At 61.9% G+C, this 25,727-nt stretch carries 29 protein-coding genes and 1 pseudogene; 21 read left to right on the forward strand and 9 right to left on the reverse strand.

The features are described from left to right. Window positions 1-66: 66 nt before the first annotated feature. The gene (locus tag A9K65_RS11800; protein ID WP_084015995.1) at window positions 67-1,575 is read left to right on the forward strand and encodes an MFS transporter; all 1,509 of its coding nucleotides are present in this window, start codon (window positions 67-69) and stop codon (window positions 1,573-1,575) included. A gap of 60 nt (window positions 1,576-1,635) precedes the next feature. On the opposite strand, the gene A9K65_RS11805 is transcribed toward A9K65_RS11800, so the two are convergent. Next, on the reverse strand, window positions 1,636-2,838 hold the full coding sequence (locus tag A9K65_RS11805) for a pyridoxal phosphate-dependent aminotransferase (protein ID WP_064994526.1): 1,203 nt from the start codon (window positions 2,836-2,838) through the stop codon (window positions 1,636-1,638). 207 nt (window positions 2,839-3,045) lie between these two features. Here A9K65_RS11805 and A9K65_RS11810 point away from each other — a divergent pair, with 207 nt between their 5' ends. From A9K65_RS11810 to A9K65_RS11820, 3 genes are all read left to right on the forward strand, one after another. Beyond that, window positions 3,046-3,939: an EAL domain-containing protein gene (locus A9K65_RS11810; protein WP_064994527.1), complete on the forward strand. Its 894-nt coding sequence runs from the start codon at window positions 3,046-3,048 to the stop codon at window positions 3,937-3,939. Then, the gene (locus A9K65_RS11815) at window positions 3,936-4,784 is read left to right on the forward strand and encodes an EAL domain-containing protein (protein WP_064994528.1); all 849 of its coding nucleotides are present in this window, start codon (window positions 3,936-3,938) and stop codon (window positions 4,782-4,784) included. Before A9K65_RS11810 ends, A9K65_RS11815 begins: the two co-directional genes overlap by 4 nt. 112 nt (window positions 4,785-4,896) lie before the next feature. Next, complete coding sequence (locus tag A9K65_RS11820; protein WP_013530087.1) at window positions 4,897-5,505, forward strand: glutathione S-transferase family protein; 609 nt, start codon at window positions 4,897-4,899, stop codon at window positions 5,503-5,505. A 22-nt stretch (window positions 5,506-5,527) separates the two neighbouring features. Here the strand turns inward: A9K65_RS11820 and A9K65_RS35940 are convergent. The 3 genes and pseudogenes from A9K65_RS35940 to A9K65_RS11835 form a co-directional block, all read right to left on the reverse strand. Further along, window positions 5,528-5,781, reverse strand: a pseudogene (locus A9K65_RS35940) (hypothetical protein). After that, window positions 5,778-5,978, reverse strand: a complete 201-nt coding sequence (locus tag A9K65_RS11830) for a hypothetical protein (protein ID WP_013530089.1) — start codon at window positions 5,976-5,978, stop codon at window positions 5,778-5,780. The pseudogene A9K65_RS35940 and the gene A9K65_RS11830 overlap by 4 nt, the downstream one beginning before the upstream one ends. Window positions 5,979-6,249: 271 nt before the next feature. Next, window positions 6,250-6,462, reverse strand: coding sequence for a cold-shock protein (locus A9K65_RS11835; protein WP_010910991.1), 213 nt, complete (start codon window positions 6,460-6,462; stop codon window positions 6,250-6,252). A 274-nt stretch (window positions 6,463-6,736) separates the two neighbouring features. Here A9K65_RS11835 and A9K65_RS11840 point away from each other — a divergent pair, with 274 nt between their 5' ends. After that, window positions 6,737-7,066 carry a hypothetical protein gene (locus tag A9K65_RS11840; protein WP_027162103.1) on the forward strand — a complete coding sequence of 110 codons (330 nt, stop codon included), beginning with the start codon at window positions 6,737-6,739 and terminating at the stop codon, window positions 7,064-7,066. A gap of 26 nt (window positions 7,067-7,092) precedes the next feature. Here A9K65_RS11840 and A9K65_RS11845 read toward each other — a convergent pair whose 3' ends face one another. Next, entirely contained in the window at window positions 7,093-7,983 is an 891-nt protein-coding gene (locus tag A9K65_RS11845; protein WP_064994529.1) for a LysR family transcriptional regulator, read from the reverse strand. A gap of 149 nt (window positions 7,984-8,132) precedes the next feature. Here A9K65_RS11845 and A9K65_RS11850 point away from each other — a divergent pair, with 149 nt between their 5' ends. The 3 genes from A9K65_RS11850 to A9K65_RS11860 are packed head-to-tail and all read left to right on the forward strand — an operon-like array spanning window position 8,133 to window position 9,941. Continuing rightward, on the forward strand, window positions 8,133-9,035 hold the full coding sequence (locus tag A9K65_RS11850) for an MBL fold metallo-hydrolase (RefSeq protein WP_064994530.1): 903 nt from the start codon (window positions 8,133-8,135) through the stop codon (window positions 9,033-9,035). Between the two features lies 1 nt (window position 9,036). Further along, window positions 9,037-9,426, forward strand: a complete 390-nt coding sequence (locus tag A9K65_RS11855; RefSeq protein ID WP_013530093.1) for a nuclear transport factor 2 family protein — start codon at window positions 9,037-9,039, stop codon at window positions 9,424-9,426. Between the two features lie 26 nt (window positions 9,427-9,452). Beyond that, window positions 9,453-9,941 (forward strand): nuclear transport factor 2 family protein, encoded by a 489-nt coding sequence (locus A9K65_RS11860; protein WP_013530094.1) that lies wholly within the window; start codon window positions 9,453-9,455, stop codon window positions 9,939-9,941. A 30-nt stretch (window positions 9,942-9,971) separates the two neighbouring features. Here A9K65_RS11860 and A9K65_RS11865 read toward each other — a convergent pair whose 3' ends face one another. Continuing rightward, complete coding sequence (locus A9K65_RS11865) at window positions 9,972-10,541, reverse strand: methylated-DNA--[protein]-cysteine S-methyltransferase (protein ID WP_064994531.1); 570 nt, start codon at window positions 10,539-10,541, stop codon at window positions 9,972-9,974. A 181-nt stretch (window positions 10,542-10,722) separates the two neighbouring features. Here A9K65_RS11865 and A9K65_RS11870 point away from each other — a divergent pair, with 181 nt between their 5' ends. The 5 genes from A9K65_RS11870 (at window position 10,723) to A9K65_RS11890 (ending at window position 15,510) form a co-directional block, all read left to right on the forward strand. Continuing rightward, window positions 10,723-11,628 (forward strand): lytic transglycosylase domain-containing protein, encoded by a 906-nt coding sequence (locus tag A9K65_RS11870; protein ID WP_064994532.1) that lies wholly within the window; start codon window positions 10,723-10,725, stop codon window positions 11,626-11,628. Window positions 11,629-11,633: 5 nt separating this feature from the next. Further along, entirely contained in the window at window positions 11,634-12,122 is a 489-nt protein-coding gene (locus tag A9K65_RS11875) for a GNAT family N-acetyltransferase (protein ID WP_024504138.1), read from the forward strand. Window positions 12,123-12,406: 284 nt separating this feature from the next. Beyond that, window positions 12,407-13,675, forward strand: coding sequence for an ABC transporter substrate-binding protein (locus A9K65_RS11880; RefSeq protein WP_064994533.1), 1,269 nt, complete (start codon window positions 12,407-12,409; stop codon window positions 13,673-13,675). A 46-nt stretch (window positions 13,676-13,721) separates the two neighbouring features. Then, window positions 13,722-14,684, forward strand: coding sequence for a sugar ABC transporter permease (locus A9K65_RS11885; RefSeq protein ID WP_064994534.1), 963 nt, complete (start codon window positions 13,722-13,724; stop codon window positions 14,682-14,684). 1 nt (window position 14,685) lies between these two features. Beyond that, entirely contained in the window at window positions 14,686-15,510 is an 825-nt protein-coding gene (locus A9K65_RS11890; protein ID WP_064994535.1) for a carbohydrate ABC transporter permease, read from the forward strand. A gap of 27 nt (window positions 15,511-15,537) precedes the next feature. Here A9K65_RS11890 and A9K65_RS11895 read toward each other — a convergent pair whose 3' ends face one another. Then, window positions 15,538-15,873: a hypothetical protein gene (locus A9K65_RS11895; RefSeq protein WP_064994536.1), complete on the reverse strand. Its 336-nt coding sequence runs from the start codon at window positions 15,871-15,873 to the stop codon at window positions 15,538-15,540. Window positions 15,874-16,018: 145 nt separating this feature from the next. On the opposite strand from A9K65_RS11895, the gene A9K65_RS11900 reads away from it, so the two are divergent. Next, a complete protein-coding gene (locus A9K65_RS11900) occupies window positions 16,019-16,762 on the forward strand; it encodes a DUF899 family protein (protein WP_064994537.1) in 744 nt (247 codons plus the stop codon). 133 nt (window positions 16,763-16,895) lie between these two features. Then, window positions 16,896-17,450 (forward strand): DUF4142 domain-containing protein, encoded by a 555-nt coding sequence (locus A9K65_RS11905; RefSeq protein WP_027162094.1) that lies wholly within the window; start codon window positions 16,896-16,898, stop codon window positions 17,448-17,450. A 162-nt stretch (window positions 17,451-17,612) separates the two neighbouring features. On the opposite strand, the gene A9K65_RS11910 is transcribed toward A9K65_RS11905, so the two are convergent. Then, entirely contained in the window at window positions 17,613-17,933 is a 321-nt protein-coding gene (locus A9K65_RS11910) for a DUF1476 domain-containing protein (protein WP_064994538.1), read from the reverse strand. Window positions 17,934-18,145: 212 nt separating this feature from the next. Between A9K65_RS11910 and A9K65_RS11915 the strand changes: the two genes are divergently transcribed. The 6 genes from A9K65_RS11915 (at window position 18,146) to A9K65_RS11940 (ending at window position 22,199) form a co-directional block, all read left to right on the forward strand. Continuing rightward, entirely contained in the window at window positions 18,146-18,529 is a 384-nt protein-coding gene (locus A9K65_RS11915; RefSeq protein ID WP_027162092.1) for a DUF6152 family protein, read from the forward strand. Beyond that, entirely contained in the window at window positions 18,530-18,985 is a 456-nt protein-coding gene (locus tag A9K65_RS11920) for a hypothetical protein (protein WP_064994539.1), read from the forward strand. A gap of 224 nt (window positions 18,986-19,209) precedes the next feature. Further along, window positions 19,210-19,602, forward strand: coding sequence for a RidA family protein (locus A9K65_RS11925; RefSeq protein WP_027039300.1), 393 nt, complete (start codon window positions 19,210-19,212; stop codon window positions 19,600-19,602). Between the two features lie 81 nt (window positions 19,603-19,683). Next, window positions 19,684-20,472, forward strand: a complete 789-nt coding sequence (locus A9K65_RS11930) for a type I restriction enzyme HsdR N-terminal domain-containing protein (protein WP_064994540.1) — start codon at window positions 19,684-19,686, stop codon at window positions 20,470-20,472. Window positions 20,473-20,550: 78 nt separating this feature from the next. Then, complete coding sequence (locus tag A9K65_RS11935; RefSeq protein ID WP_064994541.1) at window positions 20,551-21,081, forward strand: hypothetical protein; 531 nt, start codon at window positions 20,551-20,553, stop codon at window positions 21,079-21,081. 62 nt (window positions 21,082-21,143) lie between these two features. After that, window positions 21,144-22,199: a hypothetical protein gene (locus tag A9K65_RS11940; RefSeq protein ID WP_157678468.1), complete on the forward strand. Its 1,056-nt coding sequence runs from the start codon at window positions 21,144-21,146 to the stop codon at window positions 22,197-22,199. A gap of 8 nt (window positions 22,200-22,207) precedes the next feature. Here A9K65_RS11940 and carB read toward each other — a convergent pair whose 3' ends face one another. Next, entirely contained in the window at window positions 22,208-25,714 is a 3,507-nt protein-coding gene (gene carB, locus A9K65_RS11945) for a carbamoyl-phosphate synthase large subunit (RefSeq protein WP_064994778.1), read from the reverse strand. Window positions 25,715-25,727 lie beyond the last annotated feature (13 nt).

Here is a 25,727-nt window from a genome sequence, read left to right on the forward strand (position 1 = left end):
AGCGCCATGCCGCCCGTTCAACTGACCGTCGGTCAGTAATTTGCGAAACTCACGTCCGGACTAGCCATGTCAAAGCACCGTTTGCCCCTGGTCGCCGCTGTCTATCTTGGTTCGTTCGTGGCTCTGCTCGACGTCAGCATCGTCAATGTCGCGCTGCCGACCATCCAGCAGGCGTTGCAAACCGATTTCGGCGGCCTGCAATGGGTGGTCGACGCCTACACGCTGTGCCTGTCGGCCTTCATGCTGTCGTCCGGCCTGATCGGCGACCGCTATGGCCGCAAGCGCTCATGGCTGGCCGGCGTCGGCATCTTCGTGGCCGGCTCGCTGATCTGCGCCGTCGCGCCCAATTTGCCGGTGCTGCTGGCTGGCCGGGTCGTACAGGGCATCGCCGGCTCGCTGCTCATTCCAGGCGCGCTGTCGATCCTGACGCAAGCCTTTCCCGATGCGCGCCAGCGCGCCGGCGTCATTGGCGGCTGGGCGTCGTTCGCCGCCATCTCTCTGCTCGTTGGTCCCGTCCTCGGTGGCATCCTGGTCGAGACCGTCGGCTGGCAAAGCATCTTCCTGATCAACCTGCCGCTTGGTCTGATCACGATCGCGCTCGGTGCTGCTTCGATCAACGAGACGGCGCATCCCGAACATGCCCATCTCGATCTCGTCGGCCTGGCTCTCAGCATCCTGTGGCTGGGGGCGCTGACCTTTGGCCTGATCTCTAATGGTTGGGGCGAGCCAAGGACGGTCACGGCGCTCATCGCAGGTGTCGTCGGCCTGGCTGCTTTCCTCGGCTTCGAGGCGCGCACGGCACGGCCGATGCTGCCGCTTGGCCTGTTCCGTGACGTCCGCTTTGCCGTCGCCAATGTCGCTTCGTTCGCGCTCGGCTTCACCTCCTATTCCAGCGTCTTCTTCTTCTCGATGTTCCTGCAGCAGGTGCAGGGCTGGTCGCCGACGCAGACCGGCCTGCGCATGGCGCCGACCTTCATCGTCCAGATCGTGGTGTCGCCGTGGATCGGCAGGCTGAGCGCGCGCTATGGTCACTCCGCGCTGATGACCATCGGCTATGTTGCTATCGGCTTGTCCATGCTCGGCATGTGCTGGGCCGGTCCTTCGACGTCCTACGCGACGCTGTGCCTTCTGTTCGCCATCGGCGGCCTTGGCAATGCGCTTGCAATCCCGACCGGCAGCGCTGCCGCCATGTCCTATGCGCCGCGCGAACGCTCGGGCATGGTGTCGGCGGTCATCAATGCCACCCGCCAGAGCGGTCTTGCCATCGGCATCGCCTTGCTCGGCGCCTTGATGAGCATGCGGGCAACCAACCTTTTGACCGGGTATCTCGGCGATGCCGGTGTCGCCAAGGCGGAAGCGGTCGCCCGTGCTGCAATTTCGCGGCATGATTTCGCAACCGATGCGGCGATGGGCGAAAGCGGCGTGCATGAACTCTATGCTGCCGCCTATGCCGGCGGCTTCCATGCCGCGATGCTGACGGCGGCGATAGGCGCGTTCCTCACCGCCGCACTGCTGGTTGCCGTGCTGGCGCCGGCCGAGGCGCGCTCGGCCAAAGAGACCAAGCACGAGGCGTGAGGCTGACGGCCCATTGAAAACCCGGCAGTGAAGCCGGGTTCTGCGTTCAAAGTGCGCCGCTCAGGTCAGCGAAGCCGTAAAGCGCTGGATGCGCGTGCAGGCTTCCTCCAGAAGCGTCTCCGAGGTGGCGTAGGAGATGCGGAAGTTGGGGCCGAGGCCGAAGGCCGAGCCGAACACCACCGCGACGCCCTCGGCTTCGAGCAATTCCGAGCAGAAGGTTTCGTCGGTGTCGATCGGCTTGCCGGCCTTGGTCTTCTTGCCGATCAGCTGGGCGCAGGAGGGATAGACATAGAAGGCCCCTTCCGGCGACGGACAGGTGATACCGCGCGCCTGGTTGAGCATCGAGACGACGAGGTCGCGACGGCCTTGAAAGATCGCCTTGTTTTTGGCGATGAAATCCTGCGGGCCATTCAGCGCCTCGACGGATGCCCATTGCGCGATGGTGCAGGCGCCCGATGTCTGCTGGCCCTGGATCATGTCCATCGCCTTGATCAGTTGGACCGGGCCCGCCGCATAACCGATGCGCCAGCCGGTCATTGCATAGGCTTTCGACACGCCGTTCATGGTCAGCGTGCGCTCGTAGAGCTTAGGCTCGACCTCGGCGATGGTCTTGAAGACGAAATCGCCATAGGTCAGGTGCTCGTACATGTCGTCGGTCAGCGTCCAGACATGCGGATGCTTCAACAGCACGTCGGCCAGAGCGCGCAGTTCGGCCTCGGTATAGGCGGCACCCGACGGGTTCGACGGCGAGTTCATCAGCAGCCATTTGGTCTTCGGCGTGATCGCCTTTTCCAGCACGGAAGCGGTCAGTTTGAAGCCGTTGTCGATCGAGGTGTCGGCAAACACGGAGGTGCCGCCGCAGATCGCCACCATCTCGGGGTAGCTGACCCAGTAGGGGCGAGGAATGATGACCTCGTCGCCGGGGTTCAGCGTCGCCATGAAGGCATTGAACAGGATCTGCTTGCCGCCCGTACCGACGATGGTCTGCTCGGGCTTGTAGTCGAGATTGTTCTCGCGCTTAAACTTTTTTGCGATCGCCTCGCGCAGCGGCACGATGCCCGAAACCGGCGGATACTTGGTTTCGCCGCGGCGGATCGCCTCGATTGCCGCATTCTTGATGTTGTCGGGCGTGTCGAAATCCGGCTCGCCGGCGCCGAGGCCAATAATGTCACGGCCGGCATTTTTCAGCTCGCGCGCTTTCTGCGTGACCGCGATGGTGGCGGAAGGCTTCACGCGCGAAAGGGTGTCGGCAAGAAAGGCCATGAGCTTGACGTCTCCATGGAAGATCGGCGCGGCCAGGAGCGACCGCGGCGCTTCTCATGTCGCATGATTTCGCGCAACGCAAGCATTGTCGGCTGATCCAGGTCTCAAGGAGCTGTGATCGGACCCGGGGTCGGCAACAATAAATTCATTAACGAGCGGTAGAGGCTTGAGTGGCAGGATCGCAGACCAATTGCGGAGCGAGGAACCGTGTCGCGCAGCGTCGGGCTTGCCCACATCATCCGTCAGGACGACGGCACCTCCACCGGTGTCTGGGGCATCTACACGTTGCAAAGCGCTTTCCAGCCGATCTTCGCCTTCAAGGAAGGCAAGCTGTCGGTGGTCGCGTTCGAAGGGCTGATCCGACCGTTCCGCGACGGCGAGCCACAATCGCCGATGAATTTCTTCTCGACCTGTCCGGCCGCCGACCGGCTGCATATCGAGGCGCTGACCAGGACGCTGCATCTTCTCAACGCCGGTGCCTGCCTGCCGCGGGAAGCGTCGATCTTTGTTAATTTCGACCCGTCGGTGTTCACCGAACGCACTGTTGCCGACGCTGCCTTGCGCGAAATGCGGCTCGTGCTGCACGAGGCCGGCATCGACCCGCGCCGCGTCGTCTGCGAGGTGACCGAGCAGCGATCGGCGTCGCAGGAAGCCTTGCACGGTTTCGTCGCGGCACTGAGAGCCAACGGTTTCCGCATCGCCGTCGACGATTATGGCGCCGACGATTCCGACATCAACCGGGTCAAGGAGTTGAGGCCGGATATCGTCAAGTTCGATGCCTACTGGATCACGCAACTGATGGAGTCCGGCGCCGGCTTCGCGTTGCTGACCACCATGGTGAAGAACTTCGAGGAGCAAGGCATCCATACGGTGTTCGAAGGCATCGAGGAGGGCTGGCAACTGGAGCTCGCCGAGAAATCGGGTGCGTCGATGGTGCAGGGTTTCGTGCTGGCGCGACCCGAATTGGCGCCGACCAGCTTTGGCGTCTTCGACAAGGCCGGGCAGGCGCCTGTCGCTGCCGCCGTCGACACGTCGGCTGCTGCCGTGGCAACGCCTTCGGCGCGGCCGGTCAAGGCCTTTGGGCGCCGCGTGGCGACATGAGAGGTGATCGGCGGCGCAATGTCGGCGATGCGATCCGGGTCGACGAAGTCGGCATCGAATACGGCATGTATGGCGAGTTCCGGCTGCGCAGCGCCTATCAGCCGATTTTCGCGCCGCGCGGCCGGTTCCTTCACGCGGTCGCGGCCGAAGCCCTGATCGAGCCGCACCGTGCGGGCCGCCCCGGCGCGCCAAAGATGTTCTTCGAAAGCGTTGCCGTCTCGGACCGGCTGTTTGTGGAAACCACGTGCCGGGCGCTGCATCTCAGGAATTTTCGCAATATCGGCGTCGACGGGCTCGACCTGTTCTTCAACTACAATCCGTTGATCAACGACCATGCCGGGCGGGCACTGGCCGAGATTCGCCTGATGACCAGGCATCTCGGCGAGTTCGGCCTGGCGCCGGCCATGCTGGTCTGCGAAATCACCGAACAGGCGGCGGACGACGCGCTTCTCGCGCGGCTGGTGCGCGAAATGCGGCGCGACGGCATCCGCATCGCCATCGATGATTTCGGCACCGGGCACTCGACCGAGGAGCGGGTGAGCCTGCTCAAGCCCGACATCGTCAAGATCGATGGCACCTGGTTCGCGGAGTTCTGTCGCCACGCTGCCGCTGAACGGTTCTTCCGCCCGCTGGTTTCCAGCTTGCATGACCGCGGCGCCAAGGTGCTGGTCGAAGGCATCGAGCAGCCCACCCATCTGCGCGTCGCGCTCGAAGGCGGCGTCGACCTGCTGCAGGGTTTTCTCCTCGCCCGCCCAGCCTTGGCGGGGACCGTTTTCGAGGAAGAGCCACTGAACATCGACACGCTGCTGGGTACCGGCGGCAATGTCGTCCCGCTGTTCGGCTAGGGGCGCCACTATTCACACATCAGCGGCGCTGATCGTCGCGACAAAACAAATCATTGGTTGAGTCCGCCGCCGCTGCGATAATCGCGCGGAGACAGTGCTCGGGGGAACAGCCATGATACTTTACGGCATGATAGACAGCGGCAATTGCTACAAGCCGCGCCTGCTGATGGCGAAGCTTGGCCTGGCCTTCACCAACGTCGAGGTGAGTTCGCACACAGGCGACACACGCAAAGCCGACTTTGTCGCCAAGAACCCGAACGCCATGGTGCCGCTGCTCGAGTTCGACGATGGCCGGCGGCTGGCCGAATCCAACGCCATCCTGCTCTATCTCGCGGAAGGCACACGCTTCCTGCCGGCGGACAGGTATGAGCGTGGGCTCGCGTATCAATGGCTGTTCTTCGAACAATACAGCCACGAGCCCTACATCGCCGTGCGCAAGGCGCTGCTGACCTTTCCCGAACGTGCTGGGGATGCGACCCCGGAGCGGCTGGCGGTGACGCTGGAGCGCGGCAACAAGGCGCTCGGCGTGATGAACAGGCATCTGGAAAACAATGCCTTCTTCGCCGGCAGCGCGCTCAGCGTCGCCGACATCGCGCTCTATGCCTATACGCATACGGCGGAGCAGGGCGGTTTCCAGCTCGACGCCTATCCGGCGGTGTCGGCATGGCTTGGCCGCGTGGAAGCGGATCCGGGGCATGTGCCGATCGAGTGGGTGGGGTAGCCTTCTCCTCCTGAAGGAGGGGCTATTTCAACAAATGGTCGTAGTCGGCGTGGGTGCCGACCCAGAACCAGATCACATCTTCATTGTTGCGTATGGCAACAGCCCGATAGTTTTCGTCAACTCGCGCCGACCAATAGCGACCGACCTGTTTGAAATGCAGTGAGGGATGAAAAGGATCGAACGCAGTCGGGCAAAACGCCTGTCCGCCTTTGCTCTGATTGACGATGGCAGTTTTTCATAAACCTCCCAGAACGATGGAGAGGCGACGTGGTTCACAGAGGCCGCGTCCGACCAGCGCGATGGTCAGCCAGCGCCTGTTCGGCAAGCCTGTCCAAACGGCCCGCCTTCGCGTCGGCTTCCATCTGCCGGTCCCACATATCCGCCTGGAGCGCCTCGAACCAGGCGGCAAACGCCTTCAGTTCCTCGGGGCTCAGTTCGGCGACGGATTTTTCGATCTGCTCAAGTTTGGTCATGGCCGAATGGTACCACTACTGGGCTAAAAGTACCACAAGTTGGAACCATAGTGCGGGCTGCGCCACCTAACCCAGATAGCAAAAAAGGCGGGATAAATCCCGCCTTCCCATGCTTGGTAGCCTGATCGGGAGCGTCCGGTCCGGGCTGGCAGCTATCTGCTGATCCAGCTTGTCGGGTCTTTCCGCTCCAGCGCGCTTCTCGCGCGACTGTCAGTACATCCGTGACTTGCCGCGCGCCCCGAACTCTCGCCCGGCGCGCGCTATCGCAAAATCAGGCTGCCTTGCTCAGAGATCCAGCGGACGACTTGCCAGTGCGGCGGTCCTGCTCGATCTCGAAGTTGATCTTCTGGCCTTCGACCAGGGTCGACAGTCCAGCACGCTCGACAGCGGAGATGTGGACGAATACGTCCGCGCCGCCCGCGTCAGGCTGAATGAAGCCGAAGCCCTTGGTGGCGTTGAACCACTTGACCGTTCCAGTTGCCATTTAGATAGTCCTTCACATTTGCTTTAGATTGACCGGACCGAGGTCCAGCCGGTGTGCATCGAGATTTTGGAGATAGACGTCAGCAAACGCGATTATCGCGAGGCCCGGATCGATCGGCCGAAATATCAATGGAAGGCATATAGGCTGCTTTCGCACAAAAAACAAGACTGTGTGAGAAAGCCGTGATCAGGGCGCTGCCCAATGGCCGCCCCAATCGCGTGAGAGCGTCACGACGGATCGCGACGTCCCTGGGCGGCGGATCAGGGAGAGGACCATGAAAACCATTCTGCTTGCCGCCTGCCTGACGCTTGTCGCCGCTCAGGCTCAGGCGATCTCGCGCTACGACCCGACGCGTATGAGCTGCGGCAAGGTTCAGGCGACGATCGCCCGGCAGGGGGCGGTCATCCTGCGCTACCAGTCGAAGCGAGTGCCGGGACTGCCGCTCTACGACCGCTATGTGCAGAGCCAGCGATTCTGCAGCATGGGCGAGGTGAGGACACGAGCCTACGTGCCGAGCGCCGACACAAAGTCCTGCCCGGTCTACAACTGCAAGCGGCCGGACAACGACCGGCATTTCCGCCGGCGGTTCTTCCATAACAACTAGCGCTTGTCGACCGGCAGCCATTGCTCTCAATCCCGGATATGTTCCGTGAGCATGGACACGAATTGCGTCACCTTTTGCGGGCGAAAGCGCGCCGCCGGATAGACCACGTGAATGCCGCCGGAGGGCAGCGCCCAGTCGGGGAGCACGTGGACGAGGCGGCCTTGCGATAGATAGTCGACGACCAGATAGTCCGGCAGAACTGCCAGTCCGCCGCCGGCGAGCGTCGCTTCCAGTACGGCGGGCGTCGAGTTGATGGAGAACGCCTCGCGCAGGGTGATGGTGCGCGGCTCGGAATCGCCTCGGGTGAAGTTCCAGGTGAACGGCTTGCGAAGCACGGCATTGGCAACGAGCGGCAAGGAAGAAAGATCTTCCGGCTTGTTCACCCTGATCCCGGCCGCGAAATCCCGCGACGCGACCAGGATTTGCCGGAAGGTGCCGATGCGTCGCGCCTGCTGGCTGGAGTCATCCAGCCAGCCAACCCGGATGGACAGGTCGATCTTGTTGCCGATCAAGTCAATTATGGCATCGGAAATGACCAGTTCGACGCCGCAGGCCGGAAATCTCTGGCGAAAGCGGGCGGCGATCGGGGCCAGCACGATCGCGCCATAGTCATTGGACGCGGAAACACGCAGCACACCGGCCACCTCGGCGTTGGCCTCGCCAACCTCGGCGACCGCTTCTTCGACATCCCGCAGGATCAGAACGCAGCGTGCATGCAGAAGACGGCCTGCTTCCGTCGGCTCGACCCTTCGCGTCGTGCGCACGAGAAGCGTGGTCCGCAGCTCAGCCTCGAGGCGAGCGACTTGTTGGCTGACGACTGTTTTCGTGATGCCAAGCCGCTCGGCCGCGCGGGTAAAGGAACCTGCGTCGACCACGGTGGCAAAATAGGCGAGGCGATTGAGGTTTATCGATTCCACCACGAAGGCTCATTGTAAGCTTTCAACATACAGTTTGTATTATTACGGCCAATTTATTGATTAATCCAGAGGGCTTACCGTGCCGTCTACCGTCCGCCCTGCGGGCCCGTAGCCGCACCCGATCCCCTTTCATTCAACGGAGATATTCCATGTTCACGAGGAGACAGATCATGAAGACCTCATTGGCCCTCGGCGCAACCGCCGTTTTCGCGCCCATCGACAGCGGCCAGGCCGCCGGCGCCAAGCTTGGCTGGAAACACTTCCCGGCGGGTCCAAACGGTTTCTTCCGTGCGCCGGTGCTACTGTCGGGGCCGAGCGAAGCCCTGTTGATCGACGGCGGCTTCACCTATCCGGACGGCAAGGCGCTCGCCGATGCCCTCAAGGCCACCGGCAAGAAGCTGACCACCATCTATGTCACTCAGTCCGATCCCGATTACTACTTCGGCCTGAAGCCGGTGAGGGACGCCTTCCCGGAGGCAAAAGTCATCGCTGCCTCCGCCACGCTGGAAGCCATCAAGGGCAATGTGGAGAAGAAGCTCGCCGTCTGGGGTCCGCAACTGAAGGAAAATGGCCCGCAGGCGCTTTCCGACATCGTCCTCCCCGAGGCATTCGACGGCGCAACGCTGACGGTCGATGGCGAGACTGTAGAGATCGTCAATGCGGAAGAAGGATTGGCCAACCGCCGCTATCTGTTCGTGCCGTCGCTCAATGCCGTTTTCGGCGGGGTGATGATCTTCTCGGGCGTTCACGTCTGGACCGCCGACACGCAGACCAGGGAAAGCCGTGCCGCCTGGATCAAGACGCTGGACGCGATTGCCGCCCGCAGGCCCGCTGTCGTGGTGCCCGGCCACATGGCCCCCGATGCCGCGATCGGTCCTTCGGCGGTGGAGTTCACCAAGTCCTATCTCCTCACCTTCGAGGAAGAACTGGACAAGGCGGCAGACAGCGCCGCGTTGAAGGCCGCCATGGAGACCCGCTTCCCCGGCCTCGGTATGGGCGTCGCCCTCGATGTCGGATCCAAGGTCGCCAAGGGCGAGATGAAGTGGGGCTGACATGGCGACGAACCTCGATTTGATCCGTGGAACCTACGAGGGAACTTCCGAGGAGAACGGCCGCAATCTGCTGGCCGTTCTTTCCGCCGACATCGAATGGACCGAGGCGGAAGGATTCCCCTATGCCGGCACCTATGTCGGCATCGAGGCCCTGATGCAGGGGGTCTTCAAGCGGCTCGGCTCGGAGTGGATCGGATACCACGCCGACGTGCACAGCTTCATTGCCGATGGCGACCGGGTGGCGGCCTTCGGCGTGTATTCCGGTACATATAAGGCGACGGGAAAATCCATGACGGCCCCCTTCGCTCATCTCTACGAACTGCGGGACGGCAAGATCATCCGCATGCGGCAGTATGTCGATACGGTGCTCGTTGCGCGCGCATTGGCCTGACACCGAAGCAACCGAGGGAGACATCCGTGCTGCAACTTAAATCCTTCGCGGCGGCCGCTTTCGCGGTCGCGGCGCTCACCGCCGCGGCGCATGCGGGAAACACCAAGCCGGTCAAGCAGGTGCTGCAACAGCATGAATTGACTCAAAAAAACAGGACGCTTGTCCTGAAAGCCTATCAGGCGCTGTTCGGCGACCATGACCTTGCCGCGCTGGACCGCTATTGGGCCGAGGCTTACATTCAGCATAACCCGACGATGACGGATGGCCGAGACTCGGTCAAAAAGCTTCTCGAAAGCATGGGTGTCGCCAATTGGCCAAAACAAAAAGTCGACTTCAAGCGGGTGATCGCCGAAGGCGACCTCGTCATGACCCAGGTCGTTCAACCGAAGGCAGGCAACATGCCGGAGACCGTCATCGTGGACATTTTTCGCGTTGAAAACGGCAAGATCGCCGAGCATTGGGACGTGATGCAGCCGGTGCCCGCCAACCCGGTCAATAAGCGACCGATGTACTGATCCAGGCCTTCTGCCAACGCCGGCCGCCGCTCAAAACCCGAACGATACCTGCGCCGGGGGCGGCGGGCCGACGCGCACGCCTTCCATGGCCAGCATCTTCTCCTTGGTGACAGAGCCGCCCGGCGCCGAGAAGCCGCCGATCTTGCCGCCGGCGGCAAGGATGCGATGGCAAGGGATGACCAGCGGCACCGGATTGGCGCCAAGGGCGGCCCCGGTTTCGCGGGCGAGCCCGGCATGGCCGGCGGTCTTGGCCAGCTCGCCATAGGTGGTGGTTTCGCCGAAGGAGAGTTTTCGCGCCGCGTCGTAAATGGCGAGGTGGAAATCGTCGACGCCGTCGAGATCGACCGGTACGGCGGAGAAATCGACATCCTCGCCCGCCGCATAGGCCTTGATCGCTGCGATCAGCTCGACCACCCATGGCGGCTGCGCCGTGGCGCTGGAAACGCCGCCATGGCGCAGCAGCCGCCGTTCCACCGCTTCGCGGCTGCGTTCGGGCAGGCAGAGCCGGATCAGGCCCTTTTCGCTCCAGGCAATGCCCATGAAACCGATCACTGTTTCTAACACTGCGTGGCCGGCCGTGATCGAAGCTGTCGTGACCATGATGCGTTCCTTCCCGCAAAGTGGCGAAATCCGGGATTCGTCCCAGTACATATCCAGAACAATATGGCATCGCCGCCCGCGTCTCGCCACCCGAAAACCACCTGATCGCCCCGATTGCCCGGCCTGAATCGCTGGTGTAAGGGATTTCTTAACAACCCGACAAACCGGACCCGAGCGCGGCTTGCCAGCAAAACTCAACCTTATCGCGATCGGCGTGATCCTGGCCGCCGCCGGCATCAGCGGCTGCACGTCGACCTCGCAGATGAAGTCCGCGCCTGCTCTCACCGAAACAGCGACCGCCGCCGGCGCTGATGCCGGCTTCACCGTGCCTCTGCCGGAGACGGTTTCGGTGCTGCCGGAATCATCGGGGATCGCCCCCGTTCAGACGGCCGAGCTGCCGCCCGATTCCGCCGCACAGCCGGCTGCGGCGACCGCCGCTTTTGCCGGATCGACACCGGCGGCACCAGCCGTGCCCGCGGTGATGACCGCCAATGCCTGGCAGGCGCCGCCGCCGGCAAATGCGAACGAACCGGGCAAGGCGGCCGAGACTTATACGACCGCGGGGCTGATCGTGCCGGCAACCGCCAAGGGCGACCGCATGCCCGGCGTCCAGCAGGTCGCCTATGTCGTGCCGCAGAACCCGGCGGCCCTGGTCCAGTTTCCGGCAGGGCCCGTGCAAGAAGAACACGCGACGGGCGTGCGTGGCGATGTCGAGCGGCTGATCGAGAAATATGCGGCGATCTACCAGGTGCCGGTGGACCTGGTGCGCCATGTCGTCAACCGCGAGAGCACCTTCAACCCGAAAGCCTACAACAACGGCCATTGGGGACTGATGCAGATCAAGCACGCGACGGCACGCGGCATGGGCTATGACGGACCGGCCAAGGGCCTGTTCGACGCCGAAACCAATCTAAAATACGCGGTCAAATATCTGCGCGGCGCCTGGCTGGTGGCCGGCGGCAACGCCAAGAAGGCCGACTGGCTCTATCAGACCGGCTATTATTACGACGCCAAGCGCAAGGGCCTGCTCGAGGCGACCGGCCTTGGCCGCGACCGCCAGCGCCGTCGCCTGCAACCCGACGCCTGAGCGCGATGCCTGAACCGCGCCCGCCGGCCCTGAACGACATCCGGCTGCGCAAGATCCTCGACGAGACGCTGGTTCCGCCGCACTGGCCCGACGGCTTTGTCATGCGCAGTTTCGAGCCTGGTGACGCGCCCGCCCTGCATGCGCTTTTGACGGAAGTGTTCGATGACGGCGCCGATGGTCCGTTCGACGAGTGGTGGCCGCGTATCGCGGACGATCCCGAATTCGACCCGGCGCTGTGCTTCCTCGTCATCGACGCCAAGGGCCGGCTGGCGGCGGCGGCGCTGTGCTGGACCCGCGCCTTCGTCAAGGATCTTGCCGTTCATCCCGAGGCGCGCGGCAAGGGTGTTGCCGAAGCGCTGATGTGGCACGCCTTCGCCGTTTTTCGCGAACGCGGCGCCGACCATGTCGACCTCAAGACCAACACGGTCGAGAATCCCGCCGCCGTCCGGCTCTATGAGCGGCTGGGTATGATGCCTGTCGCCTGGGAAGGCTAGGGTGTGCTGATATTCAGGTGATGCCGGCCTGCAAATGATGGCTTCCTGCGCTTCCGGTGCTCACGTACCCAAAAGTACGCTCCGCTCCGGTTCTCGGAAACCACCATTTTCGACTCGGCCTGACCTGAATCTCAACACCCCCTGATGGGTGTCGCCTCACGCAGGAACGGCGCGATTTGGGAACCCAAAGCGCCGCTTCGCATTCAATGGGAGGTGAGGGCCTGACAAGCTGCCGGCGCGTGGGAGGATTTTCCGTGGCCGGCCGCGGAGGGACGTCCATCACCATGAAGTTTTCTCACGCATTCCTGGCGCTCGGCGTCGCCGCCATGCTGGTTGGTACGCCGGCGCGGGCCGTCGAGCTGTCGATGGTGTCGGGCGATACCGGCGACGGCATCAAGGTGCTGCGCGAGATCCTCGACCGTTACCAGAAAGACAGCGGCAACAAGGTCAACATCGTCGTCATGCCGACGTCCGGGACCGACCAGTTCGGCCAGTACCGGCTGTGGCTTGCCGCCGGAAACAGCGACATCGACGTCTACCAGACGGACGTGATCTGGGCGCCGCAGCTCGCCAGCCAGCTCGTCGATTTGACCGCAGCGACCAGGGACATCGTGGCCGAGCATTTCCCGTCGATCATCCGGTCGCAGACCGTCAATGGCAAGCTCGTCGCCTTGCCGATCTTCACCGATGCGCCGGCGCTCTACTACCGCAAGGATCTCCTCGACAAATATGGCGCCAAGGTGCCGGCCACCTGGAAGGAACTGGCGGACACCGCCAGGCTGGTCATGGACAAGGAACGTGCAGCCGGCAATCGGGATATCTGGGGCTTCGTCTTTCAGGGCAACGCCTATGAGGGGCTGACCTGCGACGCGCTCGAATGGGTGATGTCGAATGGTGGCGGCCAGATCATCGAGCCGGACGGCTCCATCTCCATCAGCAATCCAAAAGCGGCGGCGGTGCTCGATATGGTCAAGGGCTGGGTTGGGACCATCGCGCCGCCCGGCGTGCTCGCCTACCAGGAAGAGGAATCGCGCGGCGTCTGGCAGACCGGCAACGCGGTGTTCATGCGCAACTGGCCCTATGCCTATGCGCTCGGCAACGGCGAGGGCTCGCCGATCAAGGGCAAGTTCGACGTGGCGCCGCTGCCGGCCGGCACCGGCGAAGGCGCCCGACCGGTCGCGACGTTGGGTGGCTGGAACCTCGCGGTCTCCAAATATTCGAAGCATCCGGATGCCGCGATCGAACTGGTCAAGTTCATCGCTTCGCCCGCGATGCAGAAATACCGCGCGCTGAAGACGTCCAATCTGCCGACCATCCAGGCGCTGTATGACGATGCCGACATCGCCAGGCAACACCCGATTATTCCGCGCTGGAAGCAGATCTTTCTCAATGCGGTGCCGCGCCCCTCGGCCGCCACCAGGATCAAATACAACGAGGCGTCGAGCCAGTTCTGGAACGCCGTTCACAGCACTCTCTCGGGCGACGGCACTGCCGCCGACAATCTAGCCGACCTCGAAGCGACGCTGACCAAGCTGAAGGGCCGAGGCTGGTGACGATACTGGGACAGCCGGCCGGCGGGACCGCAGCGAGTGGAGCGAGATGACAGGGATGAAACCGGAAACAGCCAAGGCCGCGCACGCGCCGTTGAGGGCACAGCGCGTTCGCTCGGCGTGGCTTTTCCTGGCGCCAATGCTTCTGGTGCTCGCCGCGGCGGCCGGCTGGCCGCTTGCCCGCACGGTCTATTTCAGCTTCACCGACGCCTCGCTGGCCGATCTCGACGCGCGCCAATGGGTCGGCTTCGCCAATTACTTTTCGGTACTTCACATGCCAAGCGGCCGGACCCTCTATGACGGGTTGCTGGTCGACCCTGTCTGGTGGCGTGCCGTCTGGAACACGGTGCGGTTCACCCTCATTTCGGTGACCTGTGAGACCATCCTCGGCACCATCGTTGCCCTGGTTCTCAACGCCGAATTCAGAGGCCGCGGCATCGTCAGGGCGGCGATCCTGATCCCCTGGGCGATCCCGACGATCGTCTCGGCGAAGATGTGGCAATGGATGCTCAACGACCAGTTCGGCATCATCAATGTGGTGCTGCTCAATCTTGGCCTGATCAGCACCAAGATCGCCTGGACGGCCAACGCCGACACCGCGATGGCGGCGGTCCTCATCGTCGATATCTGGAAGGCGACGCCATTCATGACGCTGCTCATCCTGGCCGCGCTGCAGATGCTGCCGAGGGAGATCATCGAGGTCGCCAGGCTCGACGGCGCCAACCCCTGGCAGATCTTCTGGCGGGTGACCTTGCCGCTGATCCGCCCGGCGCTGTTGGTGGCGGTGATCTTCCGCGCGCTCGATGCGCTGCGTATCTTCGACCTGGTCTATGTGCTGACACCCAACAATGTGCACACCAAGTCGATGTCGGTGTTCGCGCGCGAGAACCTGTTCGAGTTCGACAAATTCGCCTATGGCTCCGCCGCCTCGACCCTGCTCTTCCTCATCCTCGCTCTGCTTACCATCGTCACCATCCGGATCGGCCGGATCAGCCTGGACGGGGACCGCTGAGATGTGGATCGTGAAGCGCACGGCCTTTTACCTGCTGGTCGGGGCAATCGTCTTCGTCGCGGTGTTCCCGTTCTATTACGCCATCGTCACCAGCCTGAAATCCGGGACCGATCTGTTCCGGGCTGATCTGTGGCCAACGACGATCAGTTTCGCCAATTACAGAAACGTGCTGATCGAGGGCGCCTTCGTGCGCAACCTCGCGAACTCGCTCTTCGTCTCCGGCGCAGTCGTCGCGCTGTCGCTGTTGCTCGGCGTCACATCAGCCTACGCGCTGGCGCGCATTCGATTCCGCGGCCGCTCGGCCCTGCTGTTCATCATCCTGTCGGTGTCGATGTTCCCGCAGGTGGCGCTGCTGGCCGGGCTGTTCGAACTGGTCCGCATGTTCGGCCTCTACAATTCGCTGTTCGCGCTGATCTTCTCCTACATGATCTTCACCTTGCCGTTCACCGTCTGGGTGCTCACCACCTTCGTCCGCGACCTGCCGGTCGAGGTCGAGGAGGCGGCGATCCTCGACGGCGCGACGCCGTGGATCATCGTCACCCGGGTCTTCCTGCCGCTGATGTGGCCGGCGCTGGCGACCACCGGACTGCTGGCCTTCATCGGTGCGTGGAACGAGTTCCTGTTTGCCCTGACCTTCACCTCCAACAACGTACAGCGGACCGTGCCGGTGGCGATCGCGCTGCTCTCCGGCAACTCGCAGTTCGAGATCCCGTGGGGCAACATCATGGCCGCCTCGGTGATCGTCACGGTGCCGCTGGTGGTGCTGGTGCTGATCTTCCAGCGCAAGATCGTCTCCGGCCTGACCGCCGGCGGGGTCAAGGGGTGAGGAGCGGTCAGCTAGTGCGGACCGTTGTCAGATGTCCGGCGCGTTGCCGATCTTCTGCTTGAGATCAAGCGCCCAGGTGCGGCCTTCATCGCCGCCCCACAGCAGCCAGGCGATGTAGCCGGCCGAAGGGTTCTGCTCATTGCCGTAATTTCTGCCGCGCTTGTCGACCTCGTGGCGGGCGAAATAGCTGACCACGCGGCGAATGGTGGAGGGCGCGAGCTTTTCCCGGTTCTTTAGTTCGGTGGCGCAGGCGACGCCGATCTCGGTGCCGCCGCGGCCGAACTCGCCGCGCAGCCTGAGGCCCTTGGCGGCATTGTCGGTCACCACTTGCGGGCAGCGCAGATCGATCTCGTCGTCGTGCATTTCGTCCCCCGGATCACGCTGCCCGGACAGGTATTACGACATCTCACCATGCGCAAAAAATGTCGGAGCCGATCGCCGCCAAACGTCCTTGGGTCGCAGAGCAACCGCGCCGGGACGCCGGCGCCGCGACTTGAAGGAGCCGATCATGATCACCTTTCCCAACGAATCCGCGAAATACCGCACCGCGCGCGAAAAATTGCTGAAGAAGGAAATCGAGCTGCGCAGGGTCATGGAAGAGGTCGCCGAGGCCCGGCGCGCGCTGCCGCCGGGCGGGCTGATCCGCCAGGACTATGAATTCGACGCACTGGATGCCCACGGCAAGCCCGCGAAGACAAGGCTGTCGGAGCTGTTCGCGCCCGGCAAGGACAGCCTGATCCTCTACAACATGATGTTCCCGCGCCACCCGCAGGAGAAGCGCGATGTGGCGACCAGCGGCGGCACGGCGAAGCTCGCCCGACCGGACCAGCCATGTCCGTCCTGCACGGCATTGCTCGATCAGTTCGACGGCGCGGTCGGGCATCTCCAGGCGGCCGGCTTCAATTTCGCGGTGGTGGGCAAGACCGCGCTCGAAAACCTGGTCACGCTCGGCCGCGATCGGGGTTGGCGCAACATGCGGCTGGTGTCTTCGGCTTCCAACAGCTTCAAGCGCGACTACAATGCGGAGGCGGCCGACGGCTCACAGATCCCGCTGCTGTCGGTGTTTCACCGCGACCCCGACGGCATACGCCATTTCTGGAGTTCGGAACTGGATTTCGCACCGACGGAGCCCGGTCAGGATCCGCGTGGCCTCGGCACCTGCGAAACGCTTTGGAACCTGATGGATTTCACGCCGGAAGGCCGCCCGAACTGGAACGAGCAGCTGCAATATGGCGAGGCTTGCTGCCACTGAAAGGTAGCTCTGGTCAGCCGCCGCGGCTCGGGTAATCGAGGCGACACGCGCAGGCTTCTTCCTCATGACCTGCAACCGGAGTGCCCAAGCGACGTTGGATTGTCCGAGGGACAATTCCAACCGGAGACATGCCATGAAGACGCTTACCATTCTGACCGCAGCAGCATTGCTTGCCGGCGCGCCGGCCTTTGCCCAGTCGAACACGACCGCCACGACCACGCCGCTCGCCGCCACGACGAAGGTCGACACTTCGACCTTCATCAAGACGGTGCCGAGCGCCAATGAGTTCGAGATCCAGTCCAGCAAGCTCGCCGAGCAACAGGCGACCGACGCCGACGTCAAGGCGTTCGCCAAACAGATGATCGCCGATCACACCAAGGCCGGCGAGGAATTCAAGGCGGCGCTTGCCCAGGGCCAGACAACCTCGGCCACCGCACCGTCCGGTCCGGCCCTGCAGCCCAAGGAGCAAAAGATGCTCGATGAGCTGAAGAGCGCCAGCGGCGATCAATTCCAGGCCAAATACATCGAGATGCAGACCAACGCTCACAAGGAAGCCGTCGCGCTGTTCAGCGGCTATGCGAAATCCGGCGACGACCCGGCAATGAAGGAATTCGCCAAGAAAACCCTGCCGACGCTGCAGATGCACGAAAAACACGTGAAGGAACTGGCCGCCGCGCATCAGGGGTGAGGGCGGTTCACTATGGCGCCCCCCTCTGTCCTGCCCGGCAGGACAGAGGGGGGCGCCGTAGAGCGCTACGATGGAAGCCAGCCCGCTTGGCCAACCAACACCACAATATGGCCCTGTGCCTTAAGCACGGCACGCCCTATACCGATCAAGGCTGAGCGGCGCTCAGGTCGACCTGATCTGCTCGACCGCGGTCACCAGCAGCTCTTCCATGGCGGTGCGTATCTGGCCATCCGACTGGGCGATGCCCGCCGCGTCGAAGTCGGCGCGGACCTTGCGGAACACATCGTCGTCGCCTGCCTCTTCGAAATCCGCGTGCACGACCTCCTTGGCATAGGCGTCGGCGTCAGCACCGGATTTGCCGAGCTTTTCGGCGGCCCACAGGCCGAGCAGCTTGTTGCGGCGCGCCATGGCCCTGAACTTCGTTTCCTCGTCCATCGCAAACTTCTTTTCGAAGCCTTCCTGACGGTCTCTCATGCTGCTCATGGTTCGCCTCGTTTCCGATGGGAGTCCGATCTTCAGCCCAGGGGAAGAACGGCCAGGAAAGAGAGAGTGGCGCGCATGGGTGTCATTAACAAGGCGTCATGCCGGCGATTGGGCGGGCGCTTGGCGGTCCAGTCTTTCGCTCGATATGATTTGACGTTGCCGCGCCGTGTCCTACTCTCAAGTGCCTGCGGGATGAACCGAGGAGACGAGCGATGCAGTTCAAGGCAATTCGCAGCGTCGCGCTGACGGCGGCCGTGATGCTTGCCGCCGGCACCGCGGCCTATGCCCATCACGGCTGGTCGTGGACACAAGATGGGTTTTTCGAACTCAAGGGCAAGATCACGGCCATCTATATCGGCAATCCGCACGCCACGCTGGATGTCGACGCGGAGGGTGAGGCCTGGCGGGTGGAGATGGCGCCGCCATCACGCACCATCGCGGCCGGCTTCACGGAGGAGGTGGCCAAGGTCGGCGACGAGGTGACCGCGATCGGCAACCGCTCGCTCGAGGCGAGCGAAAAGCGCATGAAAGCTGTCCGCGTCATCGTCGGCGGGAAAACCTATGATGTCTATCCCGACCGCGTGCCGCCGGCGTAAATGGCCGAGCTCCTCGCTGGCATCGAGCAGCTTGCGTTGGCGCGGTGGCTGAAGGCTTCCTTCGTCGCCTATCCCATAGTCAATGCGCTCCACATCATGTCGATCGGTGCGCTGCTGACCAGCGTCGTTCTCATGGACCTCAGGATCTGCGGCGCTTTCCGTTCGCTGCCGCAAGCCGCATTCGTCGCGCTGCTGCGCCGCATTGCATTAAGTGCATTCGCGGGTGCGCTCGTCACAGGCTCGCTGCTGTTTTCGGTCAAGGCGAGCACCTATGCGGCGATGCCGGTTTTCCTCGCCAAGATGGCACTCATCCTTCTCGCCGGCGTCAATTTTTTCACCTTCCTGCGCTTCGCCAGAGGCGGTGACGAGCTGGCCGGCAGCACCATCCTGGCTGTGCTCTCGATACTGCTGTGGACATCAGTGCTTTTCGCCGGACGGTTCATTGGTTTTCTTTAGCGCCGCATCTTCCTTCTCCCCCTGTGGGAGAAGGTGGCCTCGCGAAGCGAGGTCGGATGAGGGGTGTTCCAGGAAACGCCGACGTCTCACTCCGCTGGAACACCCCTCATCCGTCTCGGCGCTATCGCGCCGATCCACCTTCTCCCACAAGGGGAGAAGGGAAGAACGGCGCTGGCGTTCCGCCAGTGCGGGGATAAGCTCCCTGCAAACAAGGGAGATTTGCCATGAAGAAAGAAATCATCGAAGTCCCCGTCATGTCCGCCAAGGTGCGGGCGCTCGGCCTTCCCTGCTCGACAGCGGTGAAGGCCAACGGCTTCGTGTTCATCTCGGCAACGCCGCCGGTGGACATGGTGACCGGCGAGATGGTGCGCGGCGACATCGAGGTGCAGACCGAGGCGTCGCTGAAGGCGCTGAAACATTGCCTGGAAGCGGCCGGCACCTCGCTCGACAATGTGGTGATGGTGCGCATCTACGCCGTCAATTCCGGCTTCTACAACGCCATCAACCGGGTCTATGCCAGGTATTTCAGCGTCAACCCGCCGGCGCGGAGTTTTGTGCCTGTGGCGTCTTGGCCGATGGAGTTTGATATCGAGATCGAGTGTGTGGCGGTGGCGTGAGTAGTCGCGGAACATAAGTTTTTACTTGTCTTTCAAGTAAACTCGTTCTCAACTCCCGTCGGGGATAGGGAGGGTGAGTCATTGAACAAATTACCGAAGAAATTTGTCGAACGGGTTGCGTCGAATCTCAAGAAGTATCAGCGGATTACGCTGGCTCAGCAAAAATCGGATGTCGCGGAGGCTGACACGGTTACCTTGGTCAAGGACATCCTGGCTGATGTATTTGGTTACGATAAGTATGACGAACTGACCTCCGAACACCAGATCAAGGCGACATATTGTGATCTCGCCATCAAGATCGCAGGAAAACTACGATTGCTTGTCGAAGTGAAATCGACCGGCAGCAGCTTGGCCGATAATCACCTGAGGCAAGTTATCGACTATGGAGCTCATCAGGGCATTCATTGGGTGATCCTGACCAATGCGGTCGAGTGGCGACTGGTCCGTATCTATGTGGCAAACCAGATCAGCCACGAAGAAGTTTGCCGCATCGTACTCGCGGATATGAATCCCAAGAACGAGGATCATCTGCAGTGCCTTTTCCTATACGCCAAGGAAGGGCTGACAACCGATGCGATGGATGCCTTTCACCAGCAGGCCCAGTTGTTCAACAAGTTTACGGTCTCGGCGATCATTCGGTCCGAAGCGGTAATTTCGGTGGTGCGTCGCGAAATCCGAAAGCTGTTTCCCGACATCAAGGTCGGCAACGAGAACCTGTCGCAGTTGATCGAAAATGAAGTGATCAAGCGAGACACGATCGAAGGGGACAAGGCGAAGGAAGCAGTCGCCAGAATGCGGAAAGCTATGAACAAGCTGGAGAGGGCTAAAGCCAAAACAGCGAAAGTAGCGCTTACCGGGGTCGTGAGCTAATTTCGATTTCGATCGTTCGGCAAAATGTAAAACAAATCCTATCTCACTTATACCAATTTTCAGAACTGTGGAGTGGCCATGTCATTGTTGTTGTCTGAGCAATTAAAGCCACTTCGAGACCGCCAAAGAATTAGTAGCCCGCTCATCAAGCACGTTGTTTCTGTCACGGCAAAGCTTGGAGGGGTGGATAAGAAGCAGTCTTTTGAGGAGTCGAGACAGCTCATCCTAAACTGGTTGCAGCTCCGCGTGGGGACGCTGCCAGCTGAAGCTTGGGAGGGCAAAACGTTCGAACATATGACGCCGGGTCGATTTACGGCGGGCGTTCGGATCGAGATCCCCAATGGTGAATATTGGGCAGTTCGCTGTGACGATCCCGACAAAAATGTCCCAGGTAGAACTTGGACAACCGAATTATCTATTGCCAGACAAGCTGATGCCGCCAGTTTTGGAGTCCGACTGGTCGTTGCAACGAATGAGGCTGAACCAAATTATATGCCGTCTATTCCAGGGATTGTCCGTCAATTGGCGGATTTTCCTGGGCTCTTCAGAAACGGTAGGAAACTTACGGTCGATCCATTAATTGTCGATGACAATCAAAAGCTAGAGTAGGCCTGCTATTTGATCGGAATCGCCGCAATCCGGTTTTTGCTATTTCTTTGGATGAAACAGAATTGGACCCTAAAACGGCTGCAGTTAACCCATACAACTTAGCTCAAAGGAGCCTAGGCACTGCTCACGTAGTGGTAATTTCAGGGCCGCAGGCATTTCGCCTCTCCGATGTGATTGGCAAAAGACTATCGGTTTTTCGCCGCGCCGTCCGAACTTACCTTCCCGCAGTGTCGGTTGATGATGATCCTTATCGACATCCCTTGGCGCTGGCTTCACAAATTGCTGATTGGCAAGGGAAAGGTCCAGACGCTTTTGCTAATACGCTGATATCGATGGCGACTCGTAATTCAGCAACCTCAATCGATGACACCGTCGATTTGCCGCTCTTTACGAAGGCTAAGCAGATTGAGCTTCAGCAGCAACGCGAAGTTGCTCTTCATGATCAAGATTATCCAGCCCTTCTGGCTCTTGCAGACCAAGAATTAAAAGAAAAGCAGCGTGAAATCGAAGCCTTAGAATCGATGGTCACGGAGGAGGAAAAAAAGCGGAGTGTGTCGGACGCTCGAGCCAGTGATCTGGAATCCACCAACCTATTCCTAAGGGGAAGGTTGGTAGGGTTGGAGAAAAAGATAATATCGGACTTGCCAACAGTAAAGATCACATACCCGAGGGATCTAGAAAGTATCGAAGATTGGGCAGATGAATATTTTTTGGGAAGATTGAAAATCACGCCACGGGCGCAGCGAGACGCAAAGGATGCGGCGTTTCTTGATATTCAACTTGTCTATCGTTGCCTTGAGTACCTCGCGACTGAATTTTGGGAAATGAAGACGGAAGGCGGCAACGATCTGCTGCAGAAAAACGCCGATACTCTTGCGGGTCTAGGGGTGCACAATGAGTCCAGTGGGGCGGAGCACCTTCTTAAGGAGCAGGGCGGCACCTTCGAGATTCAGTGGGGCGCAAACAATAGAAAGAGATTGTTGGATATGCATCTACAGAATGGAGGAAATACGAGGGATCCTGCGAGGTGCTTGCGTATCTACTATTTCTGGGACGACGATACTCAGCAGGTGGTTGTTGGATCGCTACCATCTCATCTAAATACAAGAGCAAGTTGAGTGCGTCGTCACGCAAAATACTCCTGCAGCGGCCGAACCTCCAAACTCCCCGCCTTCAGCGCCGCAATCGCCTCCGCAACCGCCGCCGCACCCGACAGCGTCGTGTAATACGGCACCTTCTGCATCAGCGTAGCCCGCCGCAGCGACTTCGAGTCCGACACCGCCTTCTGGCCATCCGTGGTGTTGAAGACGATCTGGACCTGGCGGTTGCGGATGGCGTCTTCGATGTGGGGGCGGCCTTCCAGGACCTTGTTGATCTTTTCGGCTACCACGCCGTTTTCGGCGAGGAAGCGTTGGGTGCCGGAGGTGGCCAGCACCTTGAAGCCGAGGCCGGCGAGGCGCTTCACCGCCGGCAAGATGCCCTTCTTATCCTCGTCGCGCACCGAGACGAACAGCGTGCCGGAGCGCGGCAGGTCGACGCCGGCGCCCAACTGGCTCTTGGCGAAGGCGAGCGCGAAATCGCGGTCGAGGCCCATGACCTCGCCGGTCGAGCGCATTTCCGGGCCGAGCAATATGTCGACGCCGGGGAAGCGGGCGAAGGGGAACACGGCTTCCTTGACCGCGATGTGGCCGGGGTTCCTGGGGTCGGGCATGGCGCCGTAATGGGCGAAGGCGTCTTCCAACTTCTCGCCGGCCATGATGCGGGCGGCAATCTTGGCAATTGGCCGGCCGATGGTCTTGGCGACGAAGGGCACGGTGCGCGATGCGCGCGGGTTAACCTCCAGCACATAGACCGTGCCGTCCTTGATCGCATACTGCACGTTCATCAGCCCGCCGACATTGAGCGCGCGGGCAAGGGCTGCCGTCTGGCGCTCCAGCTCGTCGACCAGTTCGGAAGGCAGCGAATGCACCGGCAGCGAGCAGGCGCTGTCGCCCGAATGGATGCCGGCTTCCTCGATGTGTTCCAGAATGCCGGAGACGAAGGTCGCCTTGCCGTCGCAGAGGCAGTCGACATCGACCTCGATGGCACCACTGAGATAGGTGTCGAACAGCAGCGGGTTCTTGCCCAGCAGCGTGTTGATCTGGCCGGTCTTGTCGTTGGGGTATTTCTGCTTGATGTCCTCCGGCACCAGGCCGGGCACGGTGTCGAGCAGATAGGTCTGCAGCATGCCCTCGTCATGGATGATCTGCATGGCACGGCCGCCCAGCACATAGGACGGGCGCACCACCAGCGGGAAGCCGAGCTCGCCGGCAACCAGGCGGGCCTGCTCGACCGAATAGGCGATGCCGTTCTTCGGCTGGCTGAGGTTGAGCTTGTGCAGCAGCTTCTGGAAGCGGTCGCGGTCTTCGGCGAGATCGATCATGTCGGGCGAGGTGCCGAGGATCGGAATGCCGGCCTTCTCCAGCGCATCCGCCAGCTTCAGCGGCGTCTGGCCGCCGAACTGGACGATGACGCCGACCAGTTCGCCCGAGGCCTGTTCGGCGCGCAGGATCTCCAGCACGTCTTCCGCCGTCAGCGGCTCGAAATAGAGCCGGTCTGACGTGTCATAGTCGGTCGACACGGTCTCGGGGTTGCAGTTGATCATGATTGCTTCATAGCCGGCGTCGCGCAGCGCAAACGCGGCGTGGCAGCAGCAATAATCGAACTCGATGCCCTGGCCGATGCGGTTCGGCCCGCCGCCGAGGATGACGACCTTTTTGCGCGATGACACCTGCGCCTCGTTGGCCAGCGCGCCGGCGAACGGCACTTCATAGGACGAGTACATGTAGGCGGTGGGCGAGGCGAACTCGGCCGCACAAGTGTCGATGCGTTTATAAACCGGATGAACGTCGAGCTTTTCGCGAGCTTTCTGAATCACTTCGGCGTCGGTCTTCGTCAGCGACGCGAGGCGGGCATCGGAGAAACCCATGGCCTTCAGCATGCGCAGGTTGACGGCGTCCTCGGGAATGCCGTGCTCGCGGATGCGGGCTTCCATGGCGACGATGCCGGCGATCTGTTCGAGGAACCACGGGTCGATCTTGCACATGGCGTGCACGTCTTCCAGCGAGGTGCCCATGCGGATCGCCTGCGCCACCATGCGCAGCCGGTCGGGCGTCGGCGTGCCGAGCGCCGCACGAATGGCGTTGCGGTCGTCGGCATGATTGGCGGAACCGAGGCCCCCATGGCTGAGACCGGGGATTTCGATCTCGTCCAGACCAGTCAGGCCGGTTTCCAGTCCACGCAGCGCCTTCTGCAGCGATTCCTGGAAGGTGCGGCCGATGGCCATGACTTCGCCCACCGACTTCATGGCGGTGGTCAGCACCGGCTCGGCGCCGGGGAATTTCTCGAAGGCGAAACGCGGGATCTTCGTGACGACGTAATCGATGCTCGGTTCGAACGAGGCTGGCGTCGCGCCGCCGGTGATGTCGTTCTCCAGCTCGTCCAGCGTGTAGCCAACGGCGAGTTTCGCCGCGATCTTGGCGATCGGGAAACCGGTCGCCTTTGAAGCCAGAGCTGAAGAGCGCGAGACGCGCGGGTTCATCTCGATGACGACGAGGCGGCCATCGGCCGGGTTGACGGCGAACTGCACGTTGGAGCCGCCGGTCTCGACGCCGATCTCGCGCAGCACGGCGATCGAGGCGTTGCGCATCATCTGGTATTCTTTGTCGGTCAGCGTCAGGGCAGGGGCGACGGTGATCGAGTCGCCGGTATGCACGCCCATCGGGTCGATGTTCTCGATCGAGCAGACGATGATGCAATTGTCCGCTCTGTCGCGGACGACCTCCATCTCATACTCCTTCCAGCCGAGCACGCTCTCCTCGATCAGCACTTCGGTGGTCGGCGAGGCGTCGAGGCCGGACTGGACGATCTCGTAGAATTCGGCGCGGTTGTAGGCGATGCCGCCGCCGGTGCCGCCCATGGTGAAGGAGGGGCGGATGATGGCCGGCAGGCCGACATGGTCGAGCGCCTGGGCGGCGATCGCCATGCCATGGCTGATATAGCGCTGCTTGCGGTCGCCTTCGCCGAGGTTCCAGCGGGTTTCCAAGGCGTCGAGCGCAGCGTCGAGATCGGCCGGCTTCTCGGCCTTGAGCGCGGCGCGCTCGGCCTCATGCGTCTTGCGGTCGGTGTTCTTGACGTCGGTGGCGTTGGCCAGCATCGACTTCGGCGTTTCCAGGCCGATCTTCTTCATCGCCTCGCGAAACAGCGCGCGGTCCTCGGCCTTGTCGATGGCGGTAGCATCGGCGCCGATCATCTCGACATTGTAGCGCTCGAGCACGCCCATGCGGCGCAGCGACAGAGCGGTGTTGAGCGCGGTCTGGCCGCCCATGGTCGGCAGCAGCGCGTCGGGCCGCTCCTTGGCGATGATCTTGGCCACCACTTCAGGCGTGATCGGCTCGATATAGGTGGCGTCGGCCAGTTCCGGGTCGGTCATGATGGTGGCCGGGTTGGAATTGACCAGGATGACGCGGAAGCCTTCCTCCTTCAGCGCCTTGCAGGCCTGCGTGCCGGAATAGTCGAATTCGCAGGCCTGGCCGATGACGATGGGGCCGGCCCCGATGATCAGGATCGACTTGATGTCAGTGCGTCTTGGCATGTCAAAGGTCCGT

The organism is Mesorhizobium sp. WSM1497 (assembly GCF_001672455.2).
Taxonomy (GTDB): Bacteria; Pseudomonadota; Alphaproteobacteria; order Rhizobiales; family Rhizobiaceae; genus Mesorhizobium; species Mesorhizobium ciceri.